The following is a 24,416-nucleotide window of genomic DNA, read 5'->3' on the forward strand; positions in this document are numbered from 1 at the left end:
CGGGTATTAGTAGGACCTGAATACAACTTTGGCTTGTTCGTTTGCGAATTAAATATTAATTTATATCCGTATGTGTACTATTCTCTAAGCGTCACCCGTAAAAGGAGCCCAAATCCCATGGCTACTTCCTCCATCACCCTCAACGCACAGCAACAACTGGATTCCCCGGACGCGGGTCGAATTGCGTTGAAGTTTTTCTTCAACCTCATGGAGTTGTGGGGCTGCAGCGTCGAGCAACAGCGCACGTTGCTGGGCAAGGTGGGGAACACGACCTTCTACAAGTACAAACAATTACCCACCAACGTCAGGTTGCCCCGTGACACCTTGGAGCGTATTTCCTATCTCATGGGTATCCACAAGGCGCTGAGCATCATCTTCAGCAACAGCCGGGACCGGGCCTATCAATGGGTCAGCAGCCCCAACGCCGCTGCGCCGTTCAATGGCCAGTCGGCGCTTTCCTACATGCTGGCCGGGCGAGTGGTGGATATCGCCGATGTGCGGCGCTACCTGGACGGAGTGCGCGGTTGATGACGCCACCTCTGACAGAGCCGCAATGGAAGGGTGCCTATCGGATCGTCAACAGCAGCTTCCCGCCGATCACGCTGTTCGAAGACGTGCTCGATCCCGAGGATTTGCCCACGGCCTATGCCTTGGAAGCGCTGACCAACGATCGGTTGATGGAAGAGGCCGGCGTGCTGTCGCGGGTACGTCCTGAAGACCGGGTTTCCGGGCCTGGTTCCTCGCCGGTGATGGCGGCGTTCACCCATATCGGCAAGAGCAGTCGCTTCAGCGACGGCACCTTTGGTGTCTACTATGCCGCCAGCAGCCAGGAAGCCGCCATTGCCGAGACTTGCTATCACCAGGCGCGCTTTCTCGGGGCAACCAATGAGCCGGATCTGGAGTTGACCATGCGCACCTACGTCAACCAAGTCATCAAGCCCTTGCACGACATCCGCCACGACTATCCCCACCTCCACGACCCGGACCCCACCGCCTACGGCCCGTCCCAGGTATTCGCCCGGCAACTGCGTGAAACATTATCCTGGGGCCTGCTCTACAACAGCGTCCGCCTGCCCGGCCACGAATGCGTCGCCGCATTTCGCCCACCGGCGGTTTCGATTCCAGTGCAGGGCAAGCATATCCGGTATGTCTGGAGTGCCCAGAAGCGGGAGATTTCGTTTGTGTTTGAGGTGAGTCAGGTCTGATTCGAAAACAAAAGCTCTAGCAGAATCGGCTTCGTGGCGAGGGGGCAAGCTCCCTCGCCACAAATAGAACTTAGATCTTGAACTGCTGCACCGAAGACTGCATCGACCCCGCGGCAGTGTTCAGTTGAGTGGCGGTTTGCTGCAGATGGTGAATAGAGAGTGTGTTTTCCCGTGACTGGGCGGCAATCGACTCCACCCGCTGAGCCATCTCATCACTGGCCTTCGATTGCTCGGCAATCGTCTGGGAAATTTCCTCGACCACTTCGGCGGCATGACGGGCGCCAGTGCGGATTTCGCTGATGGACACCCCGGCCTGTTGGGCCAGGTTCACCCCCTCGTCCACGCGACTGACGCATGCCTGCATGTTGGACACAGCATCCCGGGCACTGGTCTGGATACGCTCGATCATCGCAGTGATTTCCTGGGTGGACTGGGTGGTGCGCGCCGCCAGGTTGCGCACTTCATCGGCGACCACGGCAAAACCCCGACCAGCCTCCCCGGCGCGGGCAGCCTCGATGGCGGCGTTGAGCGCCAACAGGTTGGTTTGCTCCGCGATACTCTTGATCACCTGGATGATGGAATGAATGTCTTCGGACGAAGCATCCAGGGCCGTAATCTTGCTGGAGGACTGATTGACCACCTCGGCGATGCGGCTCATGCCTTCCACCACCCCGAGAATCACTTGCCCGCCGCTGCTCGCCAGTTGTTCGGACTGCGCCGAAATCGTCCGGGCGCTGTCGGCATGCTGATGGATCTGGCTGATGTTCGCCATCATCTGCTCCATGCTCGCCGCCATGCTGGTCGCGCTCTGGGCCTGTTGATCGGCGCTGGAGACAATTTGCCTGGCAGTGTCGCCCAAGGTACGGGAGGTACCATGCAACTCGTCGCTCTGACTGCGGATCGTGGCGATCATTTGCCGCAGGTTGGCTTGCATCTGTTCAATGACGCTCTGCAATTGGCCCAGCTCATCCTTGCCGTGCGCCCCCATGGACCGCTGCAAATCGCCTTGGGAAATCGCCTGGGTATTGAGGATGATTTTATTCAACGGTGTGAGCACAGCGTTGACCAAGCTCCAGGACGACAGTATCAGTGCCACACAGGTCGCCAATAACGTCCCGATCAGCCAGCGCCCCGAAGACTGGATGCTCTCATCCTGATGCTCGCGAGAAGCCTGGGCCTGATTCTCGATCAGCTCGCTCACGGCTTCATTACGCTCTTCCAATGCCGAAAACGCTGCGTTGAATTCCGTCCGCAGCGCTTGTGTATCCTTGGCGCCACCCAGCACTTTGCCGATCACCTGCTTGGCTTTATCAATGTAGGTATCGGCCTGTGGTTTCAATTCGACGATGGCCTTGGCGACTTCCGCCGGCAACTTCGCCTCGGCGTTCTCGGCAATCACCTTGCGCATCCGCTGCGAATGCTCGTCAAACGCTTCCTGCACTTCCTTGGCTTCCTGAACATTACCGGGCGTTGCCAACAGCGCAGCCAAGACATCGGCACGAATGGCATCGTGCATCATGTCCGCCTCCATGTGTTTGCGCATGGCTGAAATACTGGTTTCGTTCTCCGCCAGGGATGCGGTCATGGAGGTATGCCCCCACAACCCGATACCGCCGAGTAGAAGAGCAAAGAAAAGACTGACCAACCCCGAAGCTATGATCTTGGTGCGGATCTTCATTGTCGATTGCTCCTGGAGCGGCGATTTCTGGGCAAGTGTAGTCGAGCGCCTGTGAGGGCTTGGGGCAGTGATGCGTCTATTGAGGGTATCGGCAAGGGAGAAATTAAATGAATGCCGCATAGCGCCTTGCGGCGAGGGGGTGGGCATTCACTGCCCTGAATTCCGATGTGCGGATCGCTTACCTCTATTTGAATAGTCTTGAGAGCGCTAAAGGGAGTAGCCATGCCCCCGCCGTTTATCGGAACTGTCATTCCTGACAGTGCCAGCGGACCGAGGAATCCTCCACGCTGACGCTGAAAGACATTCGGTTTTTTCAGGCCCGTTACTAATGCTTGATCCGCCTGTTTAGTCTCGGGAATCAAGGTTCGGAGTGATGCTCCGGGTCGTCCGGCTCAAGTAAGGTGTCAGAATGAATCGGCTTATTCATCCAGGCGTAATGTCCGCCTCGTCAGATGGAGCAAATATTGTCGTTGACGGTGCGACATTCAGAAGTGAATACGCGAACGTAAACGGCATTCGCATGCACTATCTGGTGAGCGGTAATGGTGAGCAGCCGGTCTTGTTGATTCACGGGTTTCCAGGAAGCTGGAGAAATTGGAAATCCCTGATGGGAAGACTCCTGCGCGCGGGCTATACCCCTATCGTTCCAGATTATCGTGGCGCTGGAGAAACGGATATCTCGAAGGATGGATACGATAAAAAGAACATGGCACGCGACCTCCATGAATTGGTCGCCGTTCTGAAACTGGGGCGACTGGATATTGTCGGTCACGACATGGGGCTGATTGTCGCCTACGCCTATGGCGCACTCTATCCGCAGGAAACCAAGCACATCATTTTGATGGATGGATTCGTCCCGGGACTCCCAGGCTGGGAAATCCCTTATAACGGCAATCCGGCGAATGGCACTGCCAGCAAATGGCATTTTCGTTTCTTCGGCGAAACAGCGTTGAAAATGATTCGAGGGCAGGAAAAAACTTATCTGGACATGTTTTTTGATGAGTTCGTATATCCAGGCAACCCTAAAGTTGATGATGAGGTGCGCAACGCATTGGTAATGGATTATTCCCGGCCTGGACGAATGGAAGCGGCATTCAAACTCTATTCAGCTTGGGTGGAAAGCGATGCAAATGACAATCAGGCGTTTGCTCAGAACAAATTGGCCGTACCAGTACTCACCATCGGCGGAGATCACTCAAGAGGCAAGACGTTGGCCGAGCAGGTAAACCATATCAGTTACCGACCGCATTCACTGATTTTACAGAACACGGGTCATTGGGTACTGGAAGAAAAAGCGCAGGCTACCGCCCAGGCAATTCTGGATTTTCTGCAAGATCGTCAATGACGAGTATCGATGACGCCACAGTGCAGTGACGTGGGCGAAAGGAAAGGGAAGCTCAGAACGTAGGCTGACGCTTGTTACGTCATTTATTTACGTAAGGGAAAAACAAAGCCCCCGCATTTCTGCGAGGGCTTTGTCTTGTATGGTGCGGCACCAGGAGTCGAAAAACAAAAATAAATTCAATAATAACAATAAGTTATGATGATTTAGAGTTCTCGTCTATCCCTATTTCTATCCTTAAGCGTTTGGTTTTCACCTTACGTTTCCGTCTAAGCCCTCAGCGGAAGCTGCGTGACCAGTGATCGTTTGAGAGAGATATCGCCCCAGAGCGAATACTGAACTATTAAATCCTACTGCCCCCCATTCCTAAGGATCGTTCAGGAAAACCACCGCTGGGGCCTTCTTCTGCGAACAGTGGCGTGCCAAGCACCGAAGAAACCTAGGCTGGCAGAAAATCTTCCTTGTAGGTTGTTTTTACGTTCTTGAGGGTGTAGATTCCCTACAAGTATCAAAGCAATGCTCTGTAGTCCTTCCCGCCGGGGAGGTCATGGAGACTAACAATGGAGGGGAAAACATGAACCTGACGCCTTTCGGCCAAAAAGTGCGTGAATTACGCATTCAGGCCAGAGTAAGGCTGAATGCAATGGCAGAGGCTATAGGCTACTCAGAAGCCTACCTTTCCGCCGTGGAGACCGGTAGGAAGCCAGTGAATGATGAACTACTAGAAAAAACTATTGAATATTTTTCGGCTACTAACAGTAACTTTAATAAAGATGATCTTGTAAGAGCGGCTGACGAAAGTAAATCGGCAATAAATGTGGAAAAGCTTGAGGATTTAGAAAAGGGAGTTCTGGGAGCTTTTGCCAGGAAGCTGCCTGGCGTTACAGACCAAGTACGATTAGAAATTTTGGATCGTTTGAATAAGGTACTAGAGGATGTGAGTTGATGGAGAAATCGAAGCCGCGGGGGGTTAGGGTCGCCCCTTTAAGTAGCCGTAAAATTAGGGAGGTGGCTGAGGAATTTAGAGTTATATTCTCTTTGCCACCCGGTAACGTAGATATTATTGAACTCTATGAGTTTGGTTTGCAGTCGAAAGGATGGGATTACGATATTCAGGAGGACAACTTATTCCCTTCAGATGTCCTTGCCCTCGCTTTTCCCGATAGGCATCTGATTCGAGTGAAACAGTCAGTATGGTCTGGTGCGGTACGGGGGGATCGAATGTCTCGATTCACGTTGGCTCACGAACTAGGTCATCTGATTCTGCATAATTCTGACAGGCTTGGTTTCGCGAGACATCATCCCTCTTCTCCGCGAAGTCACAATTTTTACGAAGACTCTGAGTGGCAGGCAGATAGATTTGCTGCGGAGCTTCTTATTCCTGCAAGTGAGCTTTCGGGTATGAGACTAAATGCCTCTCAAATTGCAGTTAAATATGGAGTATCAAAAAAATCCGCAGGGATTCGAATTTACTCTTTAAGGAAAGAAGGCTACCTAGAATGAAAAAGGACCACAGAAGTTGGCGCTTCGAGTGGCCCTTATCAAATAAAAGCGATGGAATGGCTACCATCGCTCTGTTCCGCTGATTTCAAGTTCGCGTGCGAAATTTAGCAGCCTACCAGCGCCAGCGCAAGGAAACCTTGTGCCCGCTGGTCGGTAAGAGCAGTTCTCCGGCCTAACACAGCAAGGAGATCTGACCAAAATGGTGTCAGTCCGTAAGTATCGCCGCTCGCCGGCACAACGCGTCAAAACTGTTTACGTCCATCGCTATCCTCGCTTTCGCTTTGGGAGGTGGGAGGACGTCACTGATCACTATCGTAGCCCCCCAGGGCAACTCTCGTTCGACTTCTAGCAAGGTGGATTTTGGGGAGACGTTACGTCTCCCTGGCTACCTTTTCCCAAATAATGTCCAAGCTGCTATTTCTATGGTGGCGAGGGCTTCGTGTATCACTAAGATAATAATTAATTCAAAGGATAATATGTATAAAGTTAATCTTTCAACCTTTACGAAGGTATCAGTGGCAGTATCAACCGTTGTTGGAGGAGTATTTGCGGTTTTAGCTGTAGTTCTTCCATCAGCGCCGAGTGAGCCAAGAAATCCTGGTGTCTATGGCATTTGGTCTAGCAGGTATTCCTATCCTTCCTCCAACGGTACGGTGGAGATTAATGGTACGACAGAGTACTTGAAGAATGGAAGCTATAACTTCACCGGCCAAATGAAACTTGAGGGGTTGGTGGATAAGCAAGAATTTCGCATCCTCTACGATGTGGATGGCGCCGGCGAGTGGTCTGCGGACTCGAAGAGTATCATTATTAAACTGATGGATATAAAGTCTCATCCGAAGTTTATTGAGATTGACTCTAAAAGAATTGACCCGAAAATGATCGTTGCTATCACAGGTAAAGACTTTCCTGCTCTCAGCGACGCTATACCTAAAGGAACCTCGGATGAGTTTGCTATCGTCCAACTTGAAAAGGATTCGATGGTACTTCAGGCGGATGATCCAAAAGGGCATTTGCTTGCAATTCAAATGAACAGAGAAACTCATCGTTTTCAACGATAGTGCTCTACTTCTTGTATGCTATATTAGCCCATACCAATTTTAGGTATGGGCTTCGTTCTGATGTGTGCGCTTGACTTCCGTAAAGTGAGTATTTGAAAGTTTAGTTTATTGTATTTATTTTGAGTTTTTTGCAGATATGGTTGGCTGCTTCTAACGGAGATAGCTTTGATGTGTCTATAACTATATTGGCTAAAGTAATTAGACTGCGTGAACACTGCTCGTTTGGATGTGAAGTTACTTCGTTGTAAGGGATGTTTCTAACACTGCAATCTTCTGATTTTTTTCGTGCGTTGTAGCGAGATTCGAGAATCTCTTCCGTAGAGGTTAGATGAACATGTAGAACGCTATCCCCGAACGCGTCGCGAAAATGCTCGACTTGTTCAGGTTTTCGGACGGCGTCAATGATCCATCGCGAATAGCTAGGATTTGAACTTATTAGCGGCAATGCGACGTTGTCTACAATCCATCGAAAGTTGCTTTCCCTGTCCAGAGAGTCACCAAGCTCTTGAAGGTTGTGTCTTGTTGGGTCGATTTTTCGTGTTGTTGCCAGGTCTTTAAGGTAAGTGCTCGATTGAATTGTGTGAAAATCAAAGTCCGAAATCAATTTTTCGCGCAACGATGTCTTTCCGACAGCGATTGGACCGCTTAAAAGAATTATTAGTTTCTTTGTGGTCGTCATGGTCACCAACCTTACAATGCAATATTTCCAAGAATGTTCTTGCCTTGAATTGACCTGACTTCGACTACAAAGTCAGCAATGTTAGGGATATGATAATCCACAACAACTTCGACTACTTTTTTTGCTGGCGCTTCAGATCTTTTTTTTGTTGGATAGTTCGCAATTCGTTTGAACGTATCCATTCCACGCGCATGCCACATTGGGAACGTGTTACCTGAGTTCATATGGCATAACCAAACTGCGTTCTCGTACTGAGCCATCAAGGCAGCAGTATCAATAGTCAGCACGTCGTGGGTTAGCTTTCCATAGCCACGAGCATTCAACAGTTTAAAAAGCCGCGTTTCCTCAGCCCACATGAAAACCTTCGAGTTCAAAAATTTGTACCATTCAGCTGGAGTCGTTCCATCGGTCAATGCCCGTGCCAAGCGGGATGGCTCCATGGGTTTTTGATCTCGTAATACGATAAAATCTGCGGGAGCTCCGACTTTAACTTTCTCCGCGCGATGTCCCTCTTCGAGCGTTAGCCGGCTCGCTCCCTGTATGGAATAGCGATCTAAAGCCGCGGCGGTGCTCAAAAGACCGTGCTTTTTGATCGATGGCCAAGAACCTTCTTCCGCCATGTGGAAGAGTCGAGGGTAGTTATTAATAAGTGCGGCGACATCCATATTAAATCTCCGAATCGATTACCACATTCTGCGGTCGATGATATTTCTTTCGTTGAATGCAGTTGAAATCATAGACACAGGAATGCCGCTGACTTTCTCAATTTCTTCAATAAAACGTAGGGTTTGGTCCGTCAGTTGCTCGTACCGATACGCGCGGCGATTAGACACACCTAAATAGTCCGCAAAAGTCAAAGCTATGTCTGTAGGTCCATTCAGTAGTAGCGACTTCCGTAGCTGCGCCCAATCAAACTCAGCCACCTTACGAGGACGATGAGAAACCGATCCGACTTCGGCTCCAGTTAGCTCTTCAAGCTTTATTCCTGATCGTTGCGCGATATCTGCGAAATCGATGAACTGGCTCATAAAGCCAGAGGTTTGTCCTGTAACCGAGTCGCCCACCCTTATTGGATAGGTTCGACACACCATAACGATTCGTCTTACATGACGAGGCGAAAGACCCGCTTCAGCCAAACAAGCAGCTGCAGTGGTAGCACGTGATGTTACATGGGGGTAATGTCCATGATGTAGGCTCAACGATGTTCCTTGAGTCCCCTCCAGCATGACTCTTTTTCCGCCGGATAAGCATCCTGCAAAAAACTCAACCGTGTCTCTAAGGTAATGTTTTAGCGCCGGGATATCTTTCGCCATTTTAACGCTACTACCAGGTGTTCGTCCCAGGATTTTTCTAGCCGTTGCACGGCCGATCCCCTGTGCCGTCGATCCAATAGCGTTTTTGAGGATTTTTTCTTCCCACCTAATATCATGGGCGTTAATGATCATGGCCTGAGGATCAATCAACAGTTTGTCGTAACTGATGGAGAGCTCACTGATCTCCCTAAGAAGTACATCAAGTCCGATTACGGCACCTGCGCCGATGACAAGTGTTGCATCTTTGTTGCCGAGGGCGCCGGATGGGAGCTGACGAAACGTATAAGGCTCCTCATCGAAGCGGTACACCTTGTGTCCCGCGTTAGGCCCACCTACGCGCACCAAAACGTCATATTCAGGTGCCATAAAATGAGCAATATTTCCTTTTCCCTCGCTTCCATATTGTCCCCCGACAAGCACATCAATAACGGGAGAGGTCAGTAGAGGGCGAGTCTCTATACGTGCGATCACGCGTGCATAGACGTCGTCGGCGTTGCACCGATCCGAGTCTATTAACACGTCTGCGACCCTGGCTAGATCTGCCGCATGTTTTTCAGTGGGGATATTGGCAACTTGTGCGTAAGTCAATCCCTCCTCGTTGGCAGGGCGAGAAGAGAATCGACCTGCCAACGTATTGGGGGTGGCGTCTAGATGAACATGCGTGACAATCCATCCGCTGTGCCTCAAATACTCGATTTGTGCAGCAGTGCGAACGGAGTCAACTACGATCAGGCCTAATTCCTTCTCATTCATTAGCCGTTCGTTCAATGCATCAGAAATCCAGCTGCCTTTGCTGTCTCGATCAAGTCGTACTCCCGCACTATGACAGGCTCGCCTTGTATGTTTAGTCTTCGGTAGAAATTGGTAAATCAAGTCTTTCGTCTTGATCAAAGTCGCGTTCGCGCGAGTTGTAAGTAGGTTGGCAAGTGTTGACTTACCTGCGCAAACTCGACCCGATAACACAATCGCTCTATGCTTCATCCGTCATCCCTGTCGGCCGTCTTGTTAAGGTTATACCGGCAGCCGGTAAATTGTCGTAGGAACGCCCTTATCAACAAGCTCTTCAGTGATGAGTTCTCTGACTATTTCCCAGTTAGCTCCCCCGTGGCCTGTCCCAACTCTTGGCATATGCACTGTGGCGCCCATTTCAAGGGCTTTTACGCGCACTTCAGACAAACACTTTGCAAAAGCTTCATAGCCGAGTCGCTGACCTTTCGATGCACCGTAGCCTCGCTGTGCGACCATATGGGCGACGCTGATACCTTCTCCCATTCTGGCAACGAAGACTTGTCCAAGCTTAGGCGTTTTATCTAGTGCGCAAGTCTCACTACGAAATTGTTCCCATACGTGAGGGAATTTCTTGCGGACCTGAGAAGCGAAACCATTTCCTCCCCAGGTAGAGCTAGTGTCTGGAATCACGTGAGCTACCAATTTTGGGCCACTACCCCGCGGGACGAGGGCGTCCCCGTCTACCTCAGTAACCACAAGAGCTTCGTAGTCTGTCGGTTGTGATGGAGTCAAAAAGCCGACGACACGTGGTACTACTTGTCCTGGGTAGGGAGCTAGCCCAACACATTCAACTCGATAGTTTGAGCCCAAAACTTCTTCTTGACCTACAGAGGTAAAACCAATTGCACTCGCTTCGGCCACTGGGCCGTCGTGTGAAAAGGATTGTCCCACTGGCAGGGGGCAGTCCCATCCTGTCGCAGGGATGATGTAGTCGATGCGATAAGTTTCATGATCGTGCATGGACGCACAGAAAGCGGCACACGGGGTGCGCGCAAGTTTTATTAAGCGAATAAGACAGGCTTCAACTGATACGTCAAAAGACTTCCTGACATCCATCACCTTCTGGATGGATAACTCTTCGCCTGCTAATTCCGTAAAACTTCCTAGCGGCATCAAGAGCTCAGCAGCACCGATGTTGCATAGAACTTCGAGCTGCCAGTTGTCTTTCTGAGTAGCAGTATCTCCATTACGGTGACGAACCTCGTGATCCCAATCATCAAAAAGCGTGTGAGCGATTTCGTGAGCGATCGAAAATCGAAGTCTGCCTCGTGGTCTCATGGGGTTGTACTCGAGATGCCTTCCACCGTCCTCTGAAGCTAATAGACGGGCATCAGGTATGTCGCCTCGCGCCTCGGTTCGGATACCTAGCCATTTCGCCAGAGCTAACGGATCAAAAGGGGGGCCGCCCCACCCATCATCCATAGCGCGGAGCACCAAGTTCCTGGCTTTTGTTTCCATAGCCTCAACTGGGCTAACACCCTCGGCAAAAGACAGCACCGATGCGTTGGTCCACTTAAATTTTCTGGTCATAGGAAATCGTTTCCGAAGAGAAATTGCCGGTCGTGCTGATTTCCCATTGTCCCTTGCCCTCCTGGCCAGGTGAAGTGCTCAACGTGCATTTCGCAGGTGCCATTGCAGCAACCCAAGGTACCGGTTAACTCAAGCAAACCCGCTAAGCTCAACGTCTCTAAGGCTGGTCGCCTCTCACTATGGAGGTTACACCTTGTGATTCGCCAGACGAGCGGTAACTCAACAGTAGCGAATTTTGTGTGAGCGTACCATCACCATTTCGTGGACGAAGAAATCCTGCTCGTATGGTTCGATGGACGTTATTGAGTGCATTTGGCGTAACCATCATCGATGGCTTACTGTGCAGCATATTGACCGGGACTCTTCGGGCATCTGCGCGCTCAAGAATGGATAGCCAATGACTTGAGGGGAAGCTGAGTAACGCGGCAAAACCAGCCGCGCCTCAATCTTGCTCTAAGGTAACGACCACGACTTTCCGAGCCGGCAGATCAGCCGCTTGATCGTTAGCTTGTAGTAATACCGCGTGGCTTCACTCCTGTCCCCTACGTGGTTTTCCAGAAACCATGCGAGATGCTTTTGCTGCCAGGCCCATGGATTGTCGCGTTGCCAGCGATCAGCGATTGCTGTTTGGATAGCCTTCGCCTGACGCAGGTGGCGTTGGCGTGTGGTATGAGATCCAGTTAGGACGCTCGCCAGGAACAGCTCTATATCGAATGCCTTACTCATGCTCGACCCCCGATGTAAGCCGAAACTACGTCGGTACGACGGTGCCCCAGCTCATAGCTGATTTGCACCCGGGCCTTCTGATCGAGGTGTCGGTCGAGCTGGTAGTAACGGCCACCGTTGATGGGCGCAGGATGCTAGATGATTTGCTCATAGCGTTCGCACGCATAGGCTGCCCGCAACTCGTGGAAGCCTTCGAGGTTGTGCTTATGGAGGATGTCCCGTGCGGGTCGGACGATTCCCTGCAAGAAATCGAGGTAGCGTTCGTTCGGTGCAAGCAGGTTGCGACTACCTTCGGGCGAGACCTGTTCGGCAAACCTCAATGCGTCACGAATATGATCATCTACCGTAATCCAACGAGGTGCTGACGCGCCTGAACGACCACCTTTGGTACCGTCCTGGATGTTGATCTTGCCGAATTGCTCGGCTTCACGTTTTAGACGGGGAAGGTCGGCCAAAATCGTCTCGCGTAAGTGCATACCGGTGGCTCGGGCCAACAATGCGATAGCGGCTGCGCGCGACTGCTGATGTCCATAGAGCGCCTCTAAGACCCGCTTCACATGTTCGCGGTCTTGGCCTTGCGGCGGCACGATCCGGATACTGGTGCGCCGCACTCCCAGCGCCTTGCTCGGGCTCGGCACTTTCATATATTGATCACCGCGAAGCGCAGCCATGGTTCGGTTCACGCTGGACAGCCGGTTTTGCGCGGTGGCGATGGCGAGTTCACCTTGGTCAACTTGTTGGCGCAGATGTCCTGCGTAGTCCATCAAGGTCTGCCGATCAATCTGCCGCGCATCATTAAACCCCGGCCCATCCTCCGACCGACACCAGCGCACAAAAGCCTGCCAACGATCACTGTGCGCCTTGACCGTCCCGTAATGCCCGCCGCCAAACAGATCTTTCAGCGCTTGCGGCCCGGCATAACTCAGCTGCCGACCATAGCCAAAATTTCGCCCATCCCGTCTACCTACCGATGCCATGATCACACTCCTGTTGAAACCAAACCGTTGAAACTTTCCCCACGTCATCCCGCCACGAATGTTGAGTGTTATCAGGGATCGAGGCCCCTGCGACCTGTGAGGGTTGTCCACTAACGCGGGACTGACGGCTCCTTACGACCGGGAGCTTGGGCATCTCATGATCTGGCCTCCTGAGCACTTCCGAGGAAGTGGGCGGGTGGAGGCAGCGCTGGCTGACGAGAGCAGCGCCGCGAGATCCTGAGTCGGGTAAAGGCAGTGAAGAGATGACCGGGGCATGCCTGACTGTCAGTCAGGTGCAGTCCATTCCTTGGGCTGCGGCACCATCATCTGCGTCGCTGTTGTTGGTGACTTCGGTGTTTGTCACGCCGATTGTCACGAGGGGAAATGCCGCAATGCCTTGTACGAGGTGGGCTGCAGCAGTGGTAGGAGCGCCCGTCTCTTTCCGGGAGAAAGAGACGGGCGCAGGTTGGCGCAATGAAATGGCCAAGCGGATAGGTTGCTGCAGGGCAGCTATGAAAGGGGATAAGTTGCCGCAGTGGGCACACTGATAAAAGTAGGCATCCATCACATCGCTGTGACCGTGCGAGCCGCCGGACGCTAATCGCACTTTGGGAGAACCACCACCGTGTGGCGTAGCCTTAAAGGTTCTGGCTATCTGGGTTGTTGTCGACGACAGCGCTTTGCCCGATCTTTTCTACGCCTGTGGATAATTTGGGTCAAGACTCCAATTTTCGGGAGTTCTGCGGCTGTGGATGAAATTATCCACCGGTGGAAATCAGTGGTTTTCCACAGACAGTTGTGTGGACTTTAGATTTTTAAGTGAGGTCCATCCAAACAGGGCGGCTTTGCAGCCCTGTTTGGATGGACCCGCGTGGACAAGTGGATCGCTGAGATATGAAGACCGAGCGCTTACTCGGTCGCGCCACGTTTTGCTTTTAGGCGAGTGACGTTCGCTCCTGTCTGGTTCGCGAATTCGTGTGGAGTGACATGCTCCTGCCCATTGGCCTCCAGGTACCGGCTCCACCAGTTCATGATCAGCCTGCGCTCCTCAATAAACTCGGCCTTGTGGATGTAAGCGGCACGGACGTTGTTGCGCTCCTTGTGGCTCATCTGCCGTTCAATGGCTGTCTCCGACCACAATCCTGACTCGATCAGTGCGCTGCAGGCCATCGAACGAAAGCCATGCCCGCAGATATCGGTTTTGGTGTCGTATCCCATCGTCCGAAGCGCGTTGTTCACGGTATTTTCGGACATGGGCTTCCAGGGTTTGGTATCCCCTGTGAAGACCAATGCGAATTTACCTGTGAGTGCATGGATTTTTTCGAGTAGCGCTACTGCTTGCGGCGATAAGGGTACTAAATGGATATCCCCTGCCATCTTCGTACCCCGTGTGGAAAAGGGTACTCCCTCCAACGCGGGTCGAGTGTCCGGTATCTCCCAGGTGCCGCGCTTGAGGTCGAACTCGCTCCAGCGGGCGAAGCGCAGCTCACTGGAGCGTACAAACACATGCAGCGACAGCATCACCGTCAGACGGGTAAGTGCCCGGCCTTTATAGGTGTCGATCCGCTCCTGCAGTTCCGGCAGTCGCGATAAGGGTAGAGCGGGGCGATGTACCACCCGCGGGGCTTTGATCGAGCCTTCGAGATCGTAAGCAGGGTTTATGGTGATAAGCCGGAGGCGCTTTGCCTCGCGCATGATGCTCTGCAGGTAGTTTTGTACCCTTAAAGCAACGTCGATCGTTCCGCGCTTCTTGATCGCTTCCAAGGGCTGCATAAGGTCATGGGTGTCGAGATCAACAATGGCGCGTGCGCCAATCAGCGGGAATACGTGGGTTTTGAGGCGGCTCATCACAGTCTTGGAGTGGCCTGGTGCCCACTTGGCCGACATTTCCGCGTGCCAGTCCAGCGCAACGCTTTCAAAGGTTCTGCCTTTGATCACGGCTTCCACCTTGGCTTGATGCTTGGTCTCTATGGGATCAATGCCATCCGCCAGCATTCGCTTGACCTCCAAGCGCTTGCGGCGCGCATCGGCGAGGCCGATGACGGGGTAGTTGCCGAACGAGGTCAGTCCTTCCCGTCCGTCAGGTTTGACGTAACGGAGCCGCCAGCCTTTGCGGCCATTGGGTTGGACTAGGAGGTAGAGGCCATCGCCGTCGAAAAGCTTGTAGGCGCGGTCTGCAGGTTTTGCCAAGCGGCAAGCTGCATCGGAGAGCGGAGCAGTGGTGCGCGACATAAGGGTACTCCCTTTTATCGAAGTGACCTGTATCCCAAACTCTACCCTTAAAACGGTTGGAATCCACCAGTTTCTGACGGAAACCGTTGGAACCCCAAAACGAAAAAACCCGCCAGAAGGCGGGTTTTTCGGAGGTTCCAGAGATTTTGAAAGCCTTCTCTGGAACCTTGTATGGTGCCGGCACCAGGAATCGAACCCGGGACCTACTGATTACAAGTCAGTTGCTCTACCATCTGAGCTATACCGGCGTGTGGGCGATGATTATAGCGATTGAGTGATTTCTGTAAACCCCTGAATTTTGACTATTTTTGCCAGGACCGTAGGTCGGGTGCGAACCGGAAGCTTTCGGGGTTTGTACAGGGCCTGGCAGGTGCGGTTGTTCGGGATGTCCTGTTGCTGGCTTCGACCTGTTTGGTGCCGGTAGGGATGTAATTGCAGGCGCATTTCCTACCCTGATTTCGACCGTTATGCCCATTTGCTTGAGCGCTTATGCACAACGGACCCGACTGGACGGGTGGGGTCTTGCGATTTTGTGACAGCCTTCTCATTCGCATGCAAATGACTGTTTTAATGGTTTTTTATTCTGATGAACAAAAAATGACCAGTCATGATTTGCTCAACAAAACGCGGATTTATTGGATCCCGGCATATTCCATCAACAGAGTTATCCACAGGCTGTTTCACCTTGGCAACGCTCTGCCAGCAGCATCAGATTTCGCGGCGTAATGGGTGTTTCGCAGAAAGTGCCAAGGCGAACGTCGTAGCCTTTTTCAGTCAGGAAAAGTGCTCGATCCAATGCCAGCCAAAGCTCCAGCGGCCGTCGGAACAGGCCGCGCACCAGTTCCAGGTTACGCACCTCGATCAAGCGTTGATGACCCGCTGCTTCCAAGGCGGCCCAATCCGGCGTGCCGGTGATAGAGAGGTTTTTCAGGGCTGCCAGATCGATGCAGTACTGGGCGAAGGATTTATCCAGCCACGCGGTGGGTAACGAGGGGGTGGGGAGGTAGTCGTTGTGGCCTCGGATCTGTCGTTGCAGCAGGTCGAAACCCAGGCGCCGGGCCATGGACTGATCTCGTTGTCTGCGCACCCGGGCCCCGGCGGTAACGGTTTCGGTCAGTGGCAGGCCGAGATCATCGACGGACAACTGCAGGGCGGAGCCTCGGGCGGCGCTGGACAGTGGCTGATAATGGTCAGCGTTGATGCGGTTATAGCAGCAGGGTGCAATAGCTAACTGGGCGCAACCGGCGGCGCTGGCCAGTTGCATCAGCCGGACGTGCAGGTCGCCACAGGCGTGCAGGGCTACTGGCGTGTGCTCGGTCTGGATCGCTTGGGCCGCCTCCGGTGCCAATACGTCTTGTTGCAGATGCGTGGCGGCCAGGTGGTGACGCTGGCTCAGTTGCTGGCCGTTGACGACCAATGCGGGATCGTATTCCAGGCAGGTCAGCTGTTGATCGCCGTGCAGCAAGCGTCTGCCGAGGTGGCCTTTGCCGGCGCACCAGTCGAGCCAATGGGTCGGTTCGGTGGAGAATTGCAGGCGGCTGGCGAAGGCTTCGATCTGCTGCCACTTGCGACCGGGCACGTCGACCTTGAGGCGCTGGGTCGGTGTTTCGAGCTGTTTGCCGGGTAATGCTGCGACGGTGCTCAATGCGTGGGAAAGCGTCGCTAGCTCCGGAAACGGCGCTGGCGCCTGTTCAGTCAGCCAGGGCTGGTGATGGTCGTTCTCTGCGTCTTCCAGCGAGCGCCTGCGTAGCCACTGGGCGAGTTCCGGATGGGACGCTTCCCAAGGCAGTTGCAAGTGGGTAAACGGGCGTGGTTTCCACAGCCTCTGGTGTGCCGTGAGAAATCCATCCAGCTCGATGAAACGGGCGAGCAGCGCTGCGCCCGTCAACACGTCGGTTTCAGCGCCCCTGGCAGGCATCGACGCGTAACCAACGTTCCAACTGCTTGAAGCCTTGCACCAGCAGGAACGCTATCACCAGGTAGAACAAACCAGCCGCGAAAAAGATCTCCACGGGCAGGTAGGTTCGGGCAATGATGGTGCGGGCCATACCGGTGAGTTCCAGCAGGGTCACGGTGCTCGCCAGGGCGCTGGCCTTGAGCATCAGGATCACTTCGTTGCTATAGGCCGGCAGCCCGATGCGCGCGGCGCGCGGCAGCATGATGTAGAACAGCGCCTTGGGCCGCGACATGCCCAGGGCTCGCGCGGCTTCGATCTCGCCTTTGGGGATGGCCTGGATCGCGCCGCGCAGAATCTCGGCGATGTAGGCGGCGGTGTGCAGGGTCATGGTGGCGGTGGCGCACCAGAACGGATCCCGCAGGTACGGCCACAATGCGCTGCTGCGTACGGCATCGAATTGCGCCAGGCCGTAATAGACCAGAAACAGTTGGACCAGCAGCGGCGTGCCGCGGAAAAAGAAAATGTAGGCGTAGGGCAGTGCCCGCACGTACCACAGGCGCGAGGAACGGGCGATGCCCAGCGGAATCGCCAGCAGCAGGCCGGCGATCACGGCTATGGCGACCAGCTCCAGGGTCAGGGTCGCGCCCTGGGCCAGTTTCGGCAACCACTTGATGATGACTTCCCAGTTCATTGGGTGCTCCTGGCAAAGCCGCGGGCGGCGCGTCGTTCCAGCAGGTGCATGCCGATCATGGCGAGGACTGTCAGGCCCAGGTACATGAACGCGGCCACCATGTAGAAGGTGAAGGGTTGCTTGGACACGGTCACGCCGATCTGTGCGTGGCGCATGATTTCTTCCAGGCCGATCACCGAGACCAGTGCGGTGTCCTTCATCAGGATCATGAAAAGATTGCCCAGGCCCGGCAGGGCAATGCGCCACATCTGCGGCATGATCAATTTGGTGAAGATCCGCCATTTCGACAGGCCCAAGGCCACGCCGGCTTCGCGGTGACCTTTGGGGATCGCCAGGATTGCGCCACGAAACACTTCCGTGGCGTAGGCGCCAAAGCACAGGCCCAAGGCGATGACACCGGCGGAGAAAGGATTGAGGGCCAGGTCCGGGTTGCCGAAGTACTTGCCCAAGGCTCCCATCAGATTGATGGTGCCGAAGTAGATCAGCAGCACCCAGAGCAATTCCGGGACGCCGCGGACCAGGGTCGAATAGGTGCCGCCAAGCCATTGCAGCGGCTTGTGGGCAGAGGTCTTGGCCAAGGCGCCGAGCAGGCCGAGCACCAGTCCCAGGCACAGGGCCGAGAGCGCCAGTTTGACGGTCATCAGTGCGCCGGCGGCAAGCGCCGGGCCGAATCCGTAGAGGTCGATCATCATGGGTATGTGTTCATATCGCGGCAGGCTTTGCTAAGGGTCGGCGCTGCAATGCAGCAGCGCCGACCAGGCGCATTCGCATCAGTAGATGCTGAACGGGAAGTACTTGTCGTTGATCTTTTTATAGGTGCCGTCGGCAACAATTTCCTTCAGCGCGGCGTTCAGGTTGTTGCGCAGGCCGTCGTCACCCTTGCGCACGGCGATGCCGATCTTGTCGCTTTCCACCACCGGGTCGCCCTTGAATTCATAGGCTCGGCCGGCATCGGTTTTCAGCCAGTCGTAGTTCACGTATTTGTCCGCCAGGATCGCGTCGACGCGACCGGAAGTCAGGTCCAGGTAGGCATTTTCCTGGGTGTCGTAGAGCTTGGCAGTGATATCGCTGCCCAGTTCGTCTTCCAGCCAGGTGCCGGCGAGGGTCGCGCGTTGAGCACCGATGACCTTGCCTTTGAGCGAAGCCTTATCGGTCTTGAACTCGACATTCTTCGGTGCGATGAATTGCAGTTTGTTGGAGTAGTACGGGTCGGTGAAGTCCACGGCCTGCTTACGCTCTTCGGTGATCGATAGAGAGGAAATCAGGAAGTCGAACTTCTTGGCGTTCAGGGCCGGGATGATCCCGTCCCAATCGGAGGTGACCACTTCGCATTCGACTTTCATCTTGGCGCACAGGGCATCGCCGATGTCTTTGTCGAAGCCCACCACTTGGCCGCTGGCGTCTTTGTTGTTGAACGGCGGGTACGCCGCTTCGATGCCCATCTTCAGTTTCTCGGCTGCCATGGCGTTGGCCGAGAACACCAGGCTGGCAGCTGCGGCCAAAAGGAATTTCTTGTAAGTCTGCATATGCACTGCTCCGTTAGCGGTTGCTGGACATGAATTGTTTGCAGCGCGCCGAAAGCGGGTTTTCGAAGACCTGCTGTGGCGATCCTTGTTCTTCGACCAGGCCCTGATGGAGGAATACCACTTCACTGGAAACCTGACGGGCGAACCCCATTTCGTGGGTCACCAGCAGCATGGTGCGACCTTCTTCGGCCAGGGCGCGGATCACATTAAGTACTTCCTGGACCATTTCCGGGTCAAGGGCGGAGGTGGGCTCGTCGAACAGGATCACCTTGGGCTGCATCGCCAGGGTGCGGGCGATGGCAGCGCGTTGCTGTTGGCCGCCAGACAGCTCGGCAGGATAGGCGTGGCGCTTGTCGGCGATGCCGACCTTGGCCAGCAAGGCTTCGGCTACTTCAACCGCTTCGGCCTTACTCTGGCCGAGCACCCGGCGTGGGGCTTCGGTGATGTTGTCGAGCACGCTCATGTGGGGCCAGAGGTTAAAGTTTTGAAACACAAAACCAATCTCACTGCGCATGCGATTGATCTGTTTGCCGTCGGCTGCCACCAGCTCACCGTTTTTCGCGGCCTTGAGCTTGAGCGCTTCACCGGCCACCAGGATCTCGCCCTGATTGGGATTCTCCAGCAGGTTGATGCAGCGCAGGAACGTGGACTTGCCGGAGCCGGAGGAGCCCAGGATCGAGATCACATCGCCGTCGCGGGCGGTCAGCGAGACGCCTTTGAGCACCTCCAACTGTCCGTAGCGTTTGTGCAGGTTGCGGATTTCAAGCGCGGGCGTGGCCTGGGCCATGTGCGGTCCTCATGATATGTGCTCCCTTGCTGTTGGCAGCCTTCCTTGGCGAGGCGGCCAAGCTAGCATGCGTCCGAATGGCCGCCAACAGCGCTACGGGTGGTAAACCGGTGATGTGCGGCAGCTTGTCGCATCGGCACAGCAGACTGTCGCGCCATCAACAACCGAACGGCTGTTTGAACCGTGTTTGCCGGTGAAAAATCCCGGGGAGTCGCGTAAAAAAAGGCGCGATGGTGCCAGCTTTGGACGGGGGTTGGAAGGGTTAACCGGATGAGCGTTACTCAGGCCCTTTCACAACGGTCCAATCTTCGGTGCGCAGTCCCGGAACTCTTTCAAACTCCTTCAGATTGTTGGTTATCACGATCAGCCCGAGAGAACGGGCATGGCCGGCAATCATTTGGTCGTAAGGGCCGATTGGCTTGCCTGCCTTCGCCAGTTCGGCTCGAATCATTCCGGTATGTGCGGCAGCTTCATAACCAAATGGTAGAACCTCAAGGCGAGCACAGAAGCCTTCGATGACGGCGAGATTTCTTTCTGGGGCGCAAGACTTTTCTGCGCCGTAGATCAGCTCCATCAGCGTAACGGCACTAATGCAAAGCTGGCCGTGATGCAGATTGAAAGCTTCTCTGACCATCTGGGGTTTGTTCTTGATGGTGAAAATACAGATGTTGGTATCCAGCATGAATTTGATCATTTAGAAGGATTCACGCTCCTGATCGGCGGGCTGATCGCGGTCTGTCATAAAGTCAGCTGTCACGGTATCTCCATCGAACCAGCTGTCCCATGCTTCTCCGGCCGGGGTAATGATTCGGGCTCTGCCGACGGCGATTACATCTACGCGCTTCACGTCGCTTGGCATCGCCACTGCTTTGGGAAGCCGGACCGCTTGGCTGCGGTTGCTCATGAAAAGGGTGGTTTGTTCCATCAGGAGTCCTCCACGAATCCAAAAATCCAAGCGTAGGCTACCACTGGGATATGGCGATGGGATATACGATTCTGACGCCTGCCGGTGGCGCGGATGCTTCCAATCGATCTAAACCTACGACTGCAACCCGAATCAAAAGGGAACCTGTATGGGCGAACCGTGGGAGTTATCGCCATGAAGCTTTTTCGTTGCTTTTTGTTGCCCTTCACGAGCGTAGGGGTATTACTTTTTTCCATCATGCTCAACGCCACCAACCTCGCTCCAATAGACAGCGCCGGCGTGCAGGTTCAGCCGCTGCAGCAAAACGGCATCACCTACCTGTCCGGTGGTATCGGCGAAGACGAAGCCCGGGCCATCGGGCAGGCGCACGGGTACAACCTGCACATGACTTTTGCGGTCGGGCCTGAAAACAAATACATCCCGGATGTGCACGTCACGATTCACAACGCGTCGGGGCAAACACTGCTGACGCTGGATGACGCGGGACCGCTGGTTTATGTGCAACTGCCGCCGGGCAAATACACCGTGATGGCGACACGCAATGGTGAAGAGCACCGCGACACCGCCGACATCGGCAGCGGGGCCGCACGCAATCTGGTGTTCCATTGGAACGGTGACGAATAGCCCGTCGACTTACTCGCCGGCGGGTTCTTCCATCGATTGGCGATAACGGTCCAGCGCTTCGCCGAAGTCCTCGATGAATTCAGGGGTGCTGAGCCAGCGCTGTGCCGTTTCGCGGTCCATGTCGTCGACCCACATGCGGTAGTCCACCAGCATGTCGGCGGCCAGGTTGGTTGCCGCCATGCTTTCGTTCTCGGCGTTCTTCAGGTCCAGCAGGCCCGGACGTTCGCTGATCATCACGCTCAGGGAAGAAAGCAGCGTGTCGAGCAATTCGCTTCGGCTGACGGCTTCGGCTTCACGCAGTTTGGCGAACAGCTCCAGCACATAGACGGGCGGCTGCGCGGTGGCGTGGGCCGGGTCGCCATACATTGGAATGGATTTACGCCCGGTCATGCGGATCTGCTTGGCTTTGTCTTTGGCACGCTTGGCGCGTTTCTGCTGCTTATTCAGTGAGGCCATTGGGCTTCGGTTTCCAATTCGTCAGGTGGCAGCCCCCGGCTCAAGCCATTTCGGCACGGTCGGTAGTCTGTGAGGCGGGTAGTTTACCGCTTCGGACTCGGATAATGCCCTTGGAACGCATCGCGAATCAGCGCCAGGGTGTCAGTGGCCTTCAGCCGGCATGCCCGATGGTCGCTCTTCAAGTCGGGCACGCTCACGATCCAACTCATTGCGCAGTTCTTCTTCTGTCGGGAGTACAAGTTGGTATTGGCTGGCGAAGAGCTGTTCGTTGCCTTGCAGCACTGAGTAGCGCACCACCGACTCGTCCTTCTGCGTACAGAGAATGATGCCGACGGTGGGTTTGTCATCCGGGCCGCGTCTCAGGTCGTCGTAGAGGCGGACGTACATGTCCATCTGGCCGATGTCCTGGTGGCTGAGTTCGCCGCGCTTGAGGTCGACAATCACAAAGCATTTGAGCAGATAGTTGTAGAACACGAGGTCGACGTAGAAGTCCTTGCCCTCGGTGCTGATGCGCTGCTGACGGGCAACGAAGGCGAAGCCCTTACCCAGTTCGAGGAGGAATCCCTGCAACTGGTCGATCAGGGCTTGTTCCAGATCGGTTTCCAGCAGGAGACCGGCATTGGGCAGTCCGAGAAACTCCAGGACGACCGGATCCCGAACGATATCCCTGGGGCCGAGATCCAGTGCTTTCAGGTTGGCCGAGGCCTCCTGCTTCACCTTGGGCCGGTCGCGGCTTGCCAGCAGGCGCTCGTAGTAGAAGGTTCCGATTTGCCGTTCCAGGGCGCGGGTGGACCAGTTCTGCGTGGCGGTTTCGTTCATGTACCAATGCCGGGCGTTATCGTTTTCCACCCGGAGAAGCGTGCGGTAGTGGGTCCAGCTCAATTCGTGACGCAGTGCGTCACACTTTGGAAATGCCTGATAAAAAAGCCGCATATAACGCAGATTCGAGGCATCGAACCCTTTTCCAAACTTCGCCGTAAGTGTTTTTGCCAGAATTGGCAGCAGTTGTTTCCCATAAGCCGCCCGCTCAGCTCCTCGCTGCTCGAATTCAACGATATGCCGGCCGATCTGCCAGCAGGTCTGTACTTGAAGGGTATCAACGGCGCGCAGCACTTTACGACGTGCCTGCTGGATCAGTTCACCGAGTTCGTTGATCAGTGGCGCAAGCTTTGGATCGTCTTGGGATAAAAGTGGACTCATCGAATATCAGCCGAAGTGGTGGGCGGTCCAGAAAAGGATGCTCCAATCGGTATTTCGATGATGCCGGACGAGGCTGATTGACCTGGATGAAAAGCGACAGATACATGCAGGATCGGTTTGAGGCAGCGTTATGTCTGTTGCGTCAGAACCTGTAGGCGCTGTCCAAAGAAAGTGTCGGTGTGCGGAAAGTTCTGACGCAGGCTACCCAGTTTGACCGGGCAGCCTCGTAGTCACCGAAGTTAATCAGACGCTTGCGTCAGTTGCCGGGATGCTGCGACGTAATCGGCCTGGAACTGGGGACTTTCGACCCAGTCCAGTGCAGTTTGCTCGTCAACTCCTGTGGTCAGGCGACGGTATTCGATCAAGGCGGTAAAGATGAAGTCCGTGGCTTCTTCCTCACCTTCCTGTTCCAGCACCAGCGCCAGCAGTGGATGCCCGAGGAAGGCCGCGCACATGGCCTGCTGACTGACTTTTTCAGCCATGCGCATCTGGTTGAACAGATCGGACAGATCCACCGTTTCCAGATCGATGCGCTCATCGTTCGGGTCCAGGAAGTCGTTCGGCGCAGCGGCACGTTGAACGCGGTTCTGCTTGGCTTTCGCTTTGGCGCGCTGGTTACGTTTCTGCTGTTTGTTCGCCGATGCCATGGGCCGGATTCCTGACGTGAATTAAGGCTGTATATCCTACAGCCTCAAGGCCAATGCTTCGAACCTCAATCCACCACGAACAAGGTGGCACCCTGGGAGGTCGAAGAACGATGGGGCTCGGCCTGGTCGGCCACCTGGTAGCTCATGCCAGCCTTGAGCACGAAGTGCCGTCCATCCTCCAGCTCGGTGTTCAGCTCACCTTTCAGGCAAAACAGGATGTGCCCTTTGGTGCACCAGTGGTCAGCGAGGTATCCCGCCGTGTATTCCACCATCCGCACCCGGATGTTCCCGAACTGCCGGGTCCGCCAATATGCCGTTCCGGTGACGCCTTTGTGTTCGGTCGGTTCGATGGTTGACCAGTCGGTGGTGCCGAAGGGGATGCCGGTGATGTCCATAACGACTCGTTTGTTAGGGAAGGGAGAGCAACGAGGGGCGAATGTAACTGAGTCGGCGAGACGGTGGAATAAACCCAGGCAATAAAAACCCCGATCAATTGCTTGATCGGGGTTTTCGGTATTTGGTGCCCAGAGACGGAATCGAACCGCCGACACGGGGATTTTCAATCCCCTGCTCTACCGACTGAGCTATCTGGGCAACGGGGCGCATTAAACGGGTTTTTCAGGGGGGC

Annotated in this window: 25 protein-coding genes, 2 tRNA genes and 1 pseudogene; 7 read left to right on the plus strand and 21 right to left on the minus strand. The window is 54.6% G+C overall.

The genetic code is table 11. The features are described 5' to 3' along the window. The first annotated feature begins 117 nt into the window (after nt 1-117). Both FGE05_RS15720 and FGE05_RS15725 read left to right on the plus strand, forming a co-directional pair. Nucleotides 118-528 (plus strand): MbcA/ParS/Xre antitoxin family protein, encoded by a 411-nt coding sequence (locus FGE05_RS15720; RefSeq protein ID WP_139646337.1) that lies wholly within the window; start codon nt 118-120, stop codon nt 526-528. Beyond that, entirely contained in the window at nt 528-1,205 is a 678-nt protein-coding gene (locus FGE05_RS15725; protein ID WP_139646339.1) for an RES family NAD+ phosphorylase, read from the plus strand. Before FGE05_RS15720 ends, FGE05_RS15725 begins: the two co-directional genes overlap by 1 nt. A 70-nt stretch (nt 1,206-1,275) precedes the next feature. On the opposite strand, the gene FGE05_RS15730 is transcribed toward FGE05_RS15725, so the two are convergent. Then, nucleotides 1,276-2,883 (minus strand): methyl-accepting chemotaxis protein, encoded by a 1,608-nt coding sequence (locus FGE05_RS15730; RefSeq protein ID WP_139646341.1) that lies wholly within the window; start codon nt 2,881-2,883, stop codon nt 1,276-1,278. 409 nt (nt 2,884-3,292) lie between these two features. Between FGE05_RS15730 and FGE05_RS15735 the strand changes: the two genes are divergently transcribed. From FGE05_RS15735 to FGE05_RS15750, 4 genes are all read left to right on the plus strand, one after another. Then, entirely contained in the window at nt 3,293-4,228 is a 936-nt protein-coding gene (locus tag FGE05_RS15735; protein WP_139646343.1) for an alpha/beta fold hydrolase, read from the plus strand. 571 nt (nt 4,229-4,799) lie between these two features. Beyond that, nucleotides 4,800-5,171, plus strand: coding sequence for a helix-turn-helix domain-containing protein (locus FGE05_RS15740; protein ID WP_052026225.1), 372 nt, complete (start codon nt 4,800-4,802; stop codon nt 5,169-5,171). After that, nucleotides 5,171-5,728, plus strand: a complete 558-nt coding sequence (locus FGE05_RS15745; protein ID WP_139646345.1) for an ImmA/IrrE family metallo-endopeptidase — start codon at nt 5,171-5,173, stop codon at nt 5,726-5,728. Before FGE05_RS15740 ends, FGE05_RS15745 begins: the two co-directional genes overlap by 1 nt. Nucleotides 5,729-6,204: 476 nt before the next feature. Next, entirely contained in the window at nt 6,205-6,789 is a 585-nt protein-coding gene (locus FGE05_RS15750) for a hypothetical protein (protein ID WP_139646347.1), read from the plus strand. 100 nt (nt 6,790-6,889) lie between these two features. Here FGE05_RS15750 and FGE05_RS15755 read toward each other — a convergent pair whose 3' ends face one another. The 15 genes and pseudogenes from FGE05_RS15755 to vapB form a co-directional block, all read right to left on the minus strand. Further along, nucleotides 6,890-7,468 (minus strand): AAA family ATPase, encoded by a 579-nt coding sequence (locus FGE05_RS15755; protein ID WP_139646349.1) that lies wholly within the window; start codon nt 7,466-7,468, stop codon nt 6,890-6,892. 11 nt (nt 7,469-7,479) lie between these two features. After that, complete coding sequence (locus FGE05_RS15760) at nt 7,480-8,133, minus strand: hypothetical protein (RefSeq protein ID WP_007952580.1); 654 nt, start codon at nt 8,131-8,133, stop codon at nt 7,480-7,482. 18 nt (nt 8,134-8,151) lie between these two features. After that, complete coding sequence (locus tag FGE05_RS15765; protein WP_218938876.1) at nt 8,152-9,534, minus strand: adenylosuccinate synthetase; 1,383 nt, start codon at nt 9,532-9,534, stop codon at nt 8,152-8,154. Between the two features lie 258 nt (nt 9,535-9,792). Then, nucleotides 9,793-11,100 (minus strand): ImmA/IrrE family metallo-endopeptidase, encoded by a 1,308-nt coding sequence (locus tag FGE05_RS15770; protein WP_139646352.1) that lies wholly within the window; start codon nt 11,098-11,100, stop codon nt 9,793-9,795. 453 nt (nt 11,101-11,553) lie between these two features. Continuing rightward, nucleotides 11,554-11,826 carry a hypothetical protein gene (locus tag FGE05_RS15775; protein WP_139646354.1) on the minus strand — a complete coding sequence of 91 codons (273 nt, stop codon included), beginning with the start codon at nt 11,824-11,826 and terminating at the stop codon, nt 11,554-11,556. Further along, nucleotides 11,823-12,803 (minus strand): annotated as a pseudogene (locus FGE05_RS15780) (integrase domain-containing protein). The gene FGE05_RS15775 and the pseudogene FGE05_RS15780 overlap by 4 nt, the downstream one beginning before the upstream one ends. Nucleotides 12,804-13,712: 909 nt before the next feature. Continuing rightward, nucleotides 13,713-15,035: an integrase arm-type DNA-binding domain-containing protein gene (locus tag FGE05_RS15790; RefSeq protein ID WP_139646358.1), complete on the minus strand. Its 1,323-nt coding sequence runs from the start codon at nt 15,033-15,035 to the stop codon at nt 13,713-13,715. Nucleotides 15,036-15,207: 172 nt separating this feature from the next. Then, nucleotides 15,208-15,283 (minus strand) — tRNA-Thr (locus FGE05_RS15795). A 416-nt stretch (nt 15,284-15,699) separates the two neighbouring features. Continuing rightward, the gene (locus FGE05_RS15800; protein ID WP_139646360.1) at nt 15,700-16,953 is read right to left on the minus strand and encodes a methyltransferase; all 1,254 of its coding nucleotides are present in this window, start codon (nt 16,951-16,953) and stop codon (nt 15,700-15,702) included. Continuing rightward, on the minus strand, nt 16,934-17,623 hold the full coding sequence (locus FGE05_RS15805) for an ABC transporter permease (RefSeq protein WP_041023462.1): 690 nt from the start codon (nt 17,621-17,623) through the stop codon (nt 16,934-16,936). The genes FGE05_RS15800 and FGE05_RS15805 overlap by 20 nt, the downstream gene beginning before the upstream one ends. Next, a complete protein-coding gene (locus FGE05_RS15810) occupies nt 17,620-18,315 on the minus strand; it encodes an ABC transporter permease (RefSeq protein WP_139646362.1) in 696 nt (231 codons plus the stop codon). The genes FGE05_RS15805 and FGE05_RS15810 overlap by 4 nt, the downstream gene beginning before the upstream one ends. A gap of 78 nt (nt 18,316-18,393) precedes the next feature. Continuing rightward, on the minus strand, nt 18,394-19,149 hold the full coding sequence (locus FGE05_RS15815) for an ABC transporter substrate-binding protein (protein WP_139646364.1): 756 nt from the start codon (nt 19,147-19,149) through the stop codon (nt 18,394-18,396). 13 nt (nt 19,150-19,162) lie between these two features. Continuing rightward, a complete protein-coding gene (locus FGE05_RS15820) occupies nt 19,163-19,936 on the minus strand; it encodes an ABC transporter ATP-binding protein (RefSeq protein WP_024778039.1) in 774 nt (257 codons plus the stop codon). 277 nt (nt 19,937-20,213) lie between these two features. Beyond that, the gene (vapC, locus tag FGE05_RS15825) at nt 20,214-20,630 is read right to left on the minus strand and encodes a tRNA(fMet)-specific endonuclease VapC (protein WP_139646366.1); all 417 of its coding nucleotides are present in this window, start codon (nt 20,628-20,630) and stop codon (nt 20,214-20,216) included. After that, complete coding sequence (vapB, locus tag FGE05_RS15830) at nt 20,631-20,861, minus strand: type II toxin-antitoxin system VapB family antitoxin (RefSeq protein ID WP_139646368.1); 231 nt, start codon at nt 20,859-20,861, stop codon at nt 20,631-20,633. A gap of 174 nt (nt 20,862-21,035) precedes the next feature. Between vapB and FGE05_RS15835 the strand changes: the two genes are divergently transcribed. After that, nucleotides 21,036-21,485 carry a carboxypeptidase regulatory-like domain-containing protein gene (locus FGE05_RS15835; protein ID WP_139646370.1) on the plus strand — a complete coding sequence of 150 codons (450 nt, stop codon included), beginning with the start codon at nt 21,036-21,038 and terminating at the stop codon, nt 21,483-21,485. Between the two features lie 9 nt (nt 21,486-21,494). On the opposite strand, the gene FGE05_RS15840 is transcribed toward FGE05_RS15835, so the two are convergent. The 5 genes from FGE05_RS15840 to FGE05_RS15860 form a co-directional block, all read right to left on the minus strand. Beyond that, nucleotides 21,495-21,941 carry a hypothetical protein gene (locus FGE05_RS15840; protein WP_139646372.1) on the minus strand — a complete coding sequence of 149 codons (447 nt, stop codon included), beginning with the start codon at nt 21,939-21,941 and terminating at the stop codon, nt 21,495-21,497. A 141-nt stretch (nt 21,942-22,082) separates the two neighbouring features. Beyond that, nucleotides 22,083-23,141 (minus strand): YhcG family protein, encoded by a 1,059-nt coding sequence (locus FGE05_RS15845; protein WP_139646374.1) that lies wholly within the window; start codon nt 23,139-23,141, stop codon nt 22,083-22,085. Nucleotides 23,142-23,380: 239 nt separating this feature from the next. After that, the gene (locus FGE05_RS15850; protein WP_055136767.1) at nt 23,381-23,788 is read right to left on the minus strand and encodes a hypothetical protein; all 408 of its coding nucleotides are present in this window, start codon (nt 23,786-23,788) and stop codon (nt 23,381-23,383) included. A gap of 65 nt (nt 23,789-23,853) precedes the next feature. Further along, the gene (locus FGE05_RS15855) at nt 23,854-24,183 is read right to left on the minus strand and encodes a DHCW motif cupin fold protein (RefSeq protein ID WP_055136766.1); all 330 of its coding nucleotides are present in this window, start codon (nt 24,181-24,183) and stop codon (nt 23,854-23,856) included. Nucleotides 24,184-24,306: 123 nt separating this feature from the next. Beyond that, a tRNA-Phe gene (locus FGE05_RS15860) sits at nt 24,307-24,382 on the minus strand. Between the last annotated feature and the right edge of the window lie 34 nt (nt 24,383-24,416).

This window comes from Pseudomonas sp. ICMP22404, assembly GCF_006227205.1.
Classification (GTDB): Bacteria; Pseudomonadota; Gammaproteobacteria; order Pseudomonadales; family Pseudomonadaceae; genus Aquipseudomonas.

What these genes read in the sequence shown, in the direction of transcription:
- FGE05_RS15720 (WP_139646337.1), top strand. Translation starts at nt 118, where the DNA reads ATGGCTACTTCCTCCATCACCCTCAACGCACAGCAACAACTGGATTCC.
- FGE05_RS15725 (WP_139646339.1), top strand. Translation starts at nt 528, where the DNA reads ATGACGCCACCTCTGACAGAGCCGCAATGGAAGGGTGCCTATCGGATC.
- FGE05_RS15730 (WP_139646341.1), bottom strand. Translation starts at nt 2,883, where the DNA reads ATGAAGATCCGCACCAAGATCATAGCTTCGGGGTTGGTCAGTCTTTTC.
- FGE05_RS15735 (WP_139646343.1), top strand. Translation starts at nt 3,293, where the DNA reads ATGAATCGGCTTATTCATCCAGGCGTAATGTCCGCCTCGTCAGATGGA.
- FGE05_RS15740 (WP_052026225.1), top strand. Translation starts at nt 4,800, where the DNA reads ATGAACCTGACGCCTTTCGGCCAAAAAGTGCGTGAATTACGCATTCAG.
- FGE05_RS15745 (WP_139646345.1), top strand. Translation starts at nt 5,171, where the DNA reads ATGGAGAAATCGAAGCCGCGGGGGGTTAGGGTCGCCCCTTTAAGTAGC.
- FGE05_RS15750 (WP_139646347.1), top strand. Translation starts at nt 6,205, where the DNA reads ATGTATAAAGTTAATCTTTCAACCTTTACGAAGGTATCAGTGGCAGTA.
- FGE05_RS15755 (WP_139646349.1), bottom strand. Translation starts at nt 7,468, where the DNA reads ATGACGACCACAAAGAAACTAATAATTCTTTTAAGCGGTCCAATCGCT.
- FGE05_RS15760 (WP_007952580.1), bottom strand. Translation starts at nt 8,133, where the DNA reads ATGGATGTCGCCGCACTTATTAATAACTACCCTCGACTCTTCCACATG.
- FGE05_RS15765 (WP_218938876.1), bottom strand. Translation starts at nt 9,534, where the DNA reads ATGAATGAGAAGGAATTAGGCCTGATCGTAGTTGACTCCGTTCGCACT.
- FGE05_RS15770 (WP_139646352.1), bottom strand. Translation starts at nt 11,100, where the DNA reads ATGACCAGAAAATTTAAGTGGACCAACGCATCGGTGCTGTCTTTTGCC.
- FGE05_RS15775 (WP_139646354.1), bottom strand. Translation starts at nt 11,826, where the DNA reads ATGAGTAAGGCATTCGATATAGAGCTGTTCCTGGCGAGCGTCCTAACT.
- FGE05_RS15790 (WP_139646358.1), bottom strand. Translation starts at nt 15,035, where the DNA reads ATGTCGCGCACCACTGCTCCGCTCTCCGATGCAGCTTGCCGCTTGGCA.
- FGE05_RS15800 (WP_139646360.1), bottom strand. Translation starts at nt 16,953, where the DNA reads ATGCCTGCCAGGGGCGCTGAAACCGACGTGTTGACGGGCGCAGCGCTG.
- FGE05_RS15805 (WP_041023462.1), bottom strand. Translation starts at nt 17,623, where the DNA reads ATGAACTGGGAAGTCATCATCAAGTGGTTGCCGAAACTGGCCCAGGGC.
- FGE05_RS15810 (WP_139646362.1), bottom strand. Translation starts at nt 18,315, where the DNA reads ATGATGATCGACCTCTACGGATTCGGCCCGGCGCTTGCCGCCGGCGCA.
- FGE05_RS15815 (WP_139646364.1), bottom strand. Translation starts at nt 19,149, where the DNA reads ATGCAGACTTACAAGAAATTCCTTTTGGCCGCAGCTGCCAGCCTGGTG.
- FGE05_RS15820 (WP_024778039.1), bottom strand. Translation starts at nt 19,936, where the DNA reads ATGGCCCAGGCCACGCCCGCGCTTGAAATCCGCAACCTGCACAAACGC.
- vapC (WP_139646366.1), bottom strand. Translation starts at nt 20,630, where the DNA reads ATGATCAAATTCATGCTGGATACCAACATCTGTATTTTCACCATCAAG.
- vapB (WP_139646368.1), bottom strand. Translation starts at nt 20,861, where the DNA reads ATGGAACAAACCACCCTTTTCATGAGCAACCGCAGCCAAGCGGTCCGG.
- FGE05_RS15835 (WP_139646370.1), top strand. Translation starts at nt 21,036, where the DNA reads ATGAAGCTTTTTCGTTGCTTTTTGTTGCCCTTCACGAGCGTAGGGGTA.
- FGE05_RS15840 (WP_139646372.1), bottom strand. Translation starts at nt 21,941, where the DNA reads ATGGCCTCACTGAATAAGCAGCAGAAACGCGCCAAGCGTGCCAAAGAC.
- FGE05_RS15845 (WP_139646374.1), bottom strand. Translation starts at nt 23,141, where the DNA reads ATGAGTCCACTTTTATCCCAAGACGATCCAAAGCTTGCGCCACTGATC.
- FGE05_RS15850 (WP_055136767.1), bottom strand. Translation starts at nt 23,788, where the DNA reads ATGGCATCGGCGAACAAACAGCAGAAACGTAACCAGCGCGCCAAAGCG.
- FGE05_RS15855 (WP_055136766.1), bottom strand. Translation starts at nt 24,183, where the DNA reads ATGGACATCACCGGCATCCCCTTCGGCACCACCGACTGGTCAACCATC.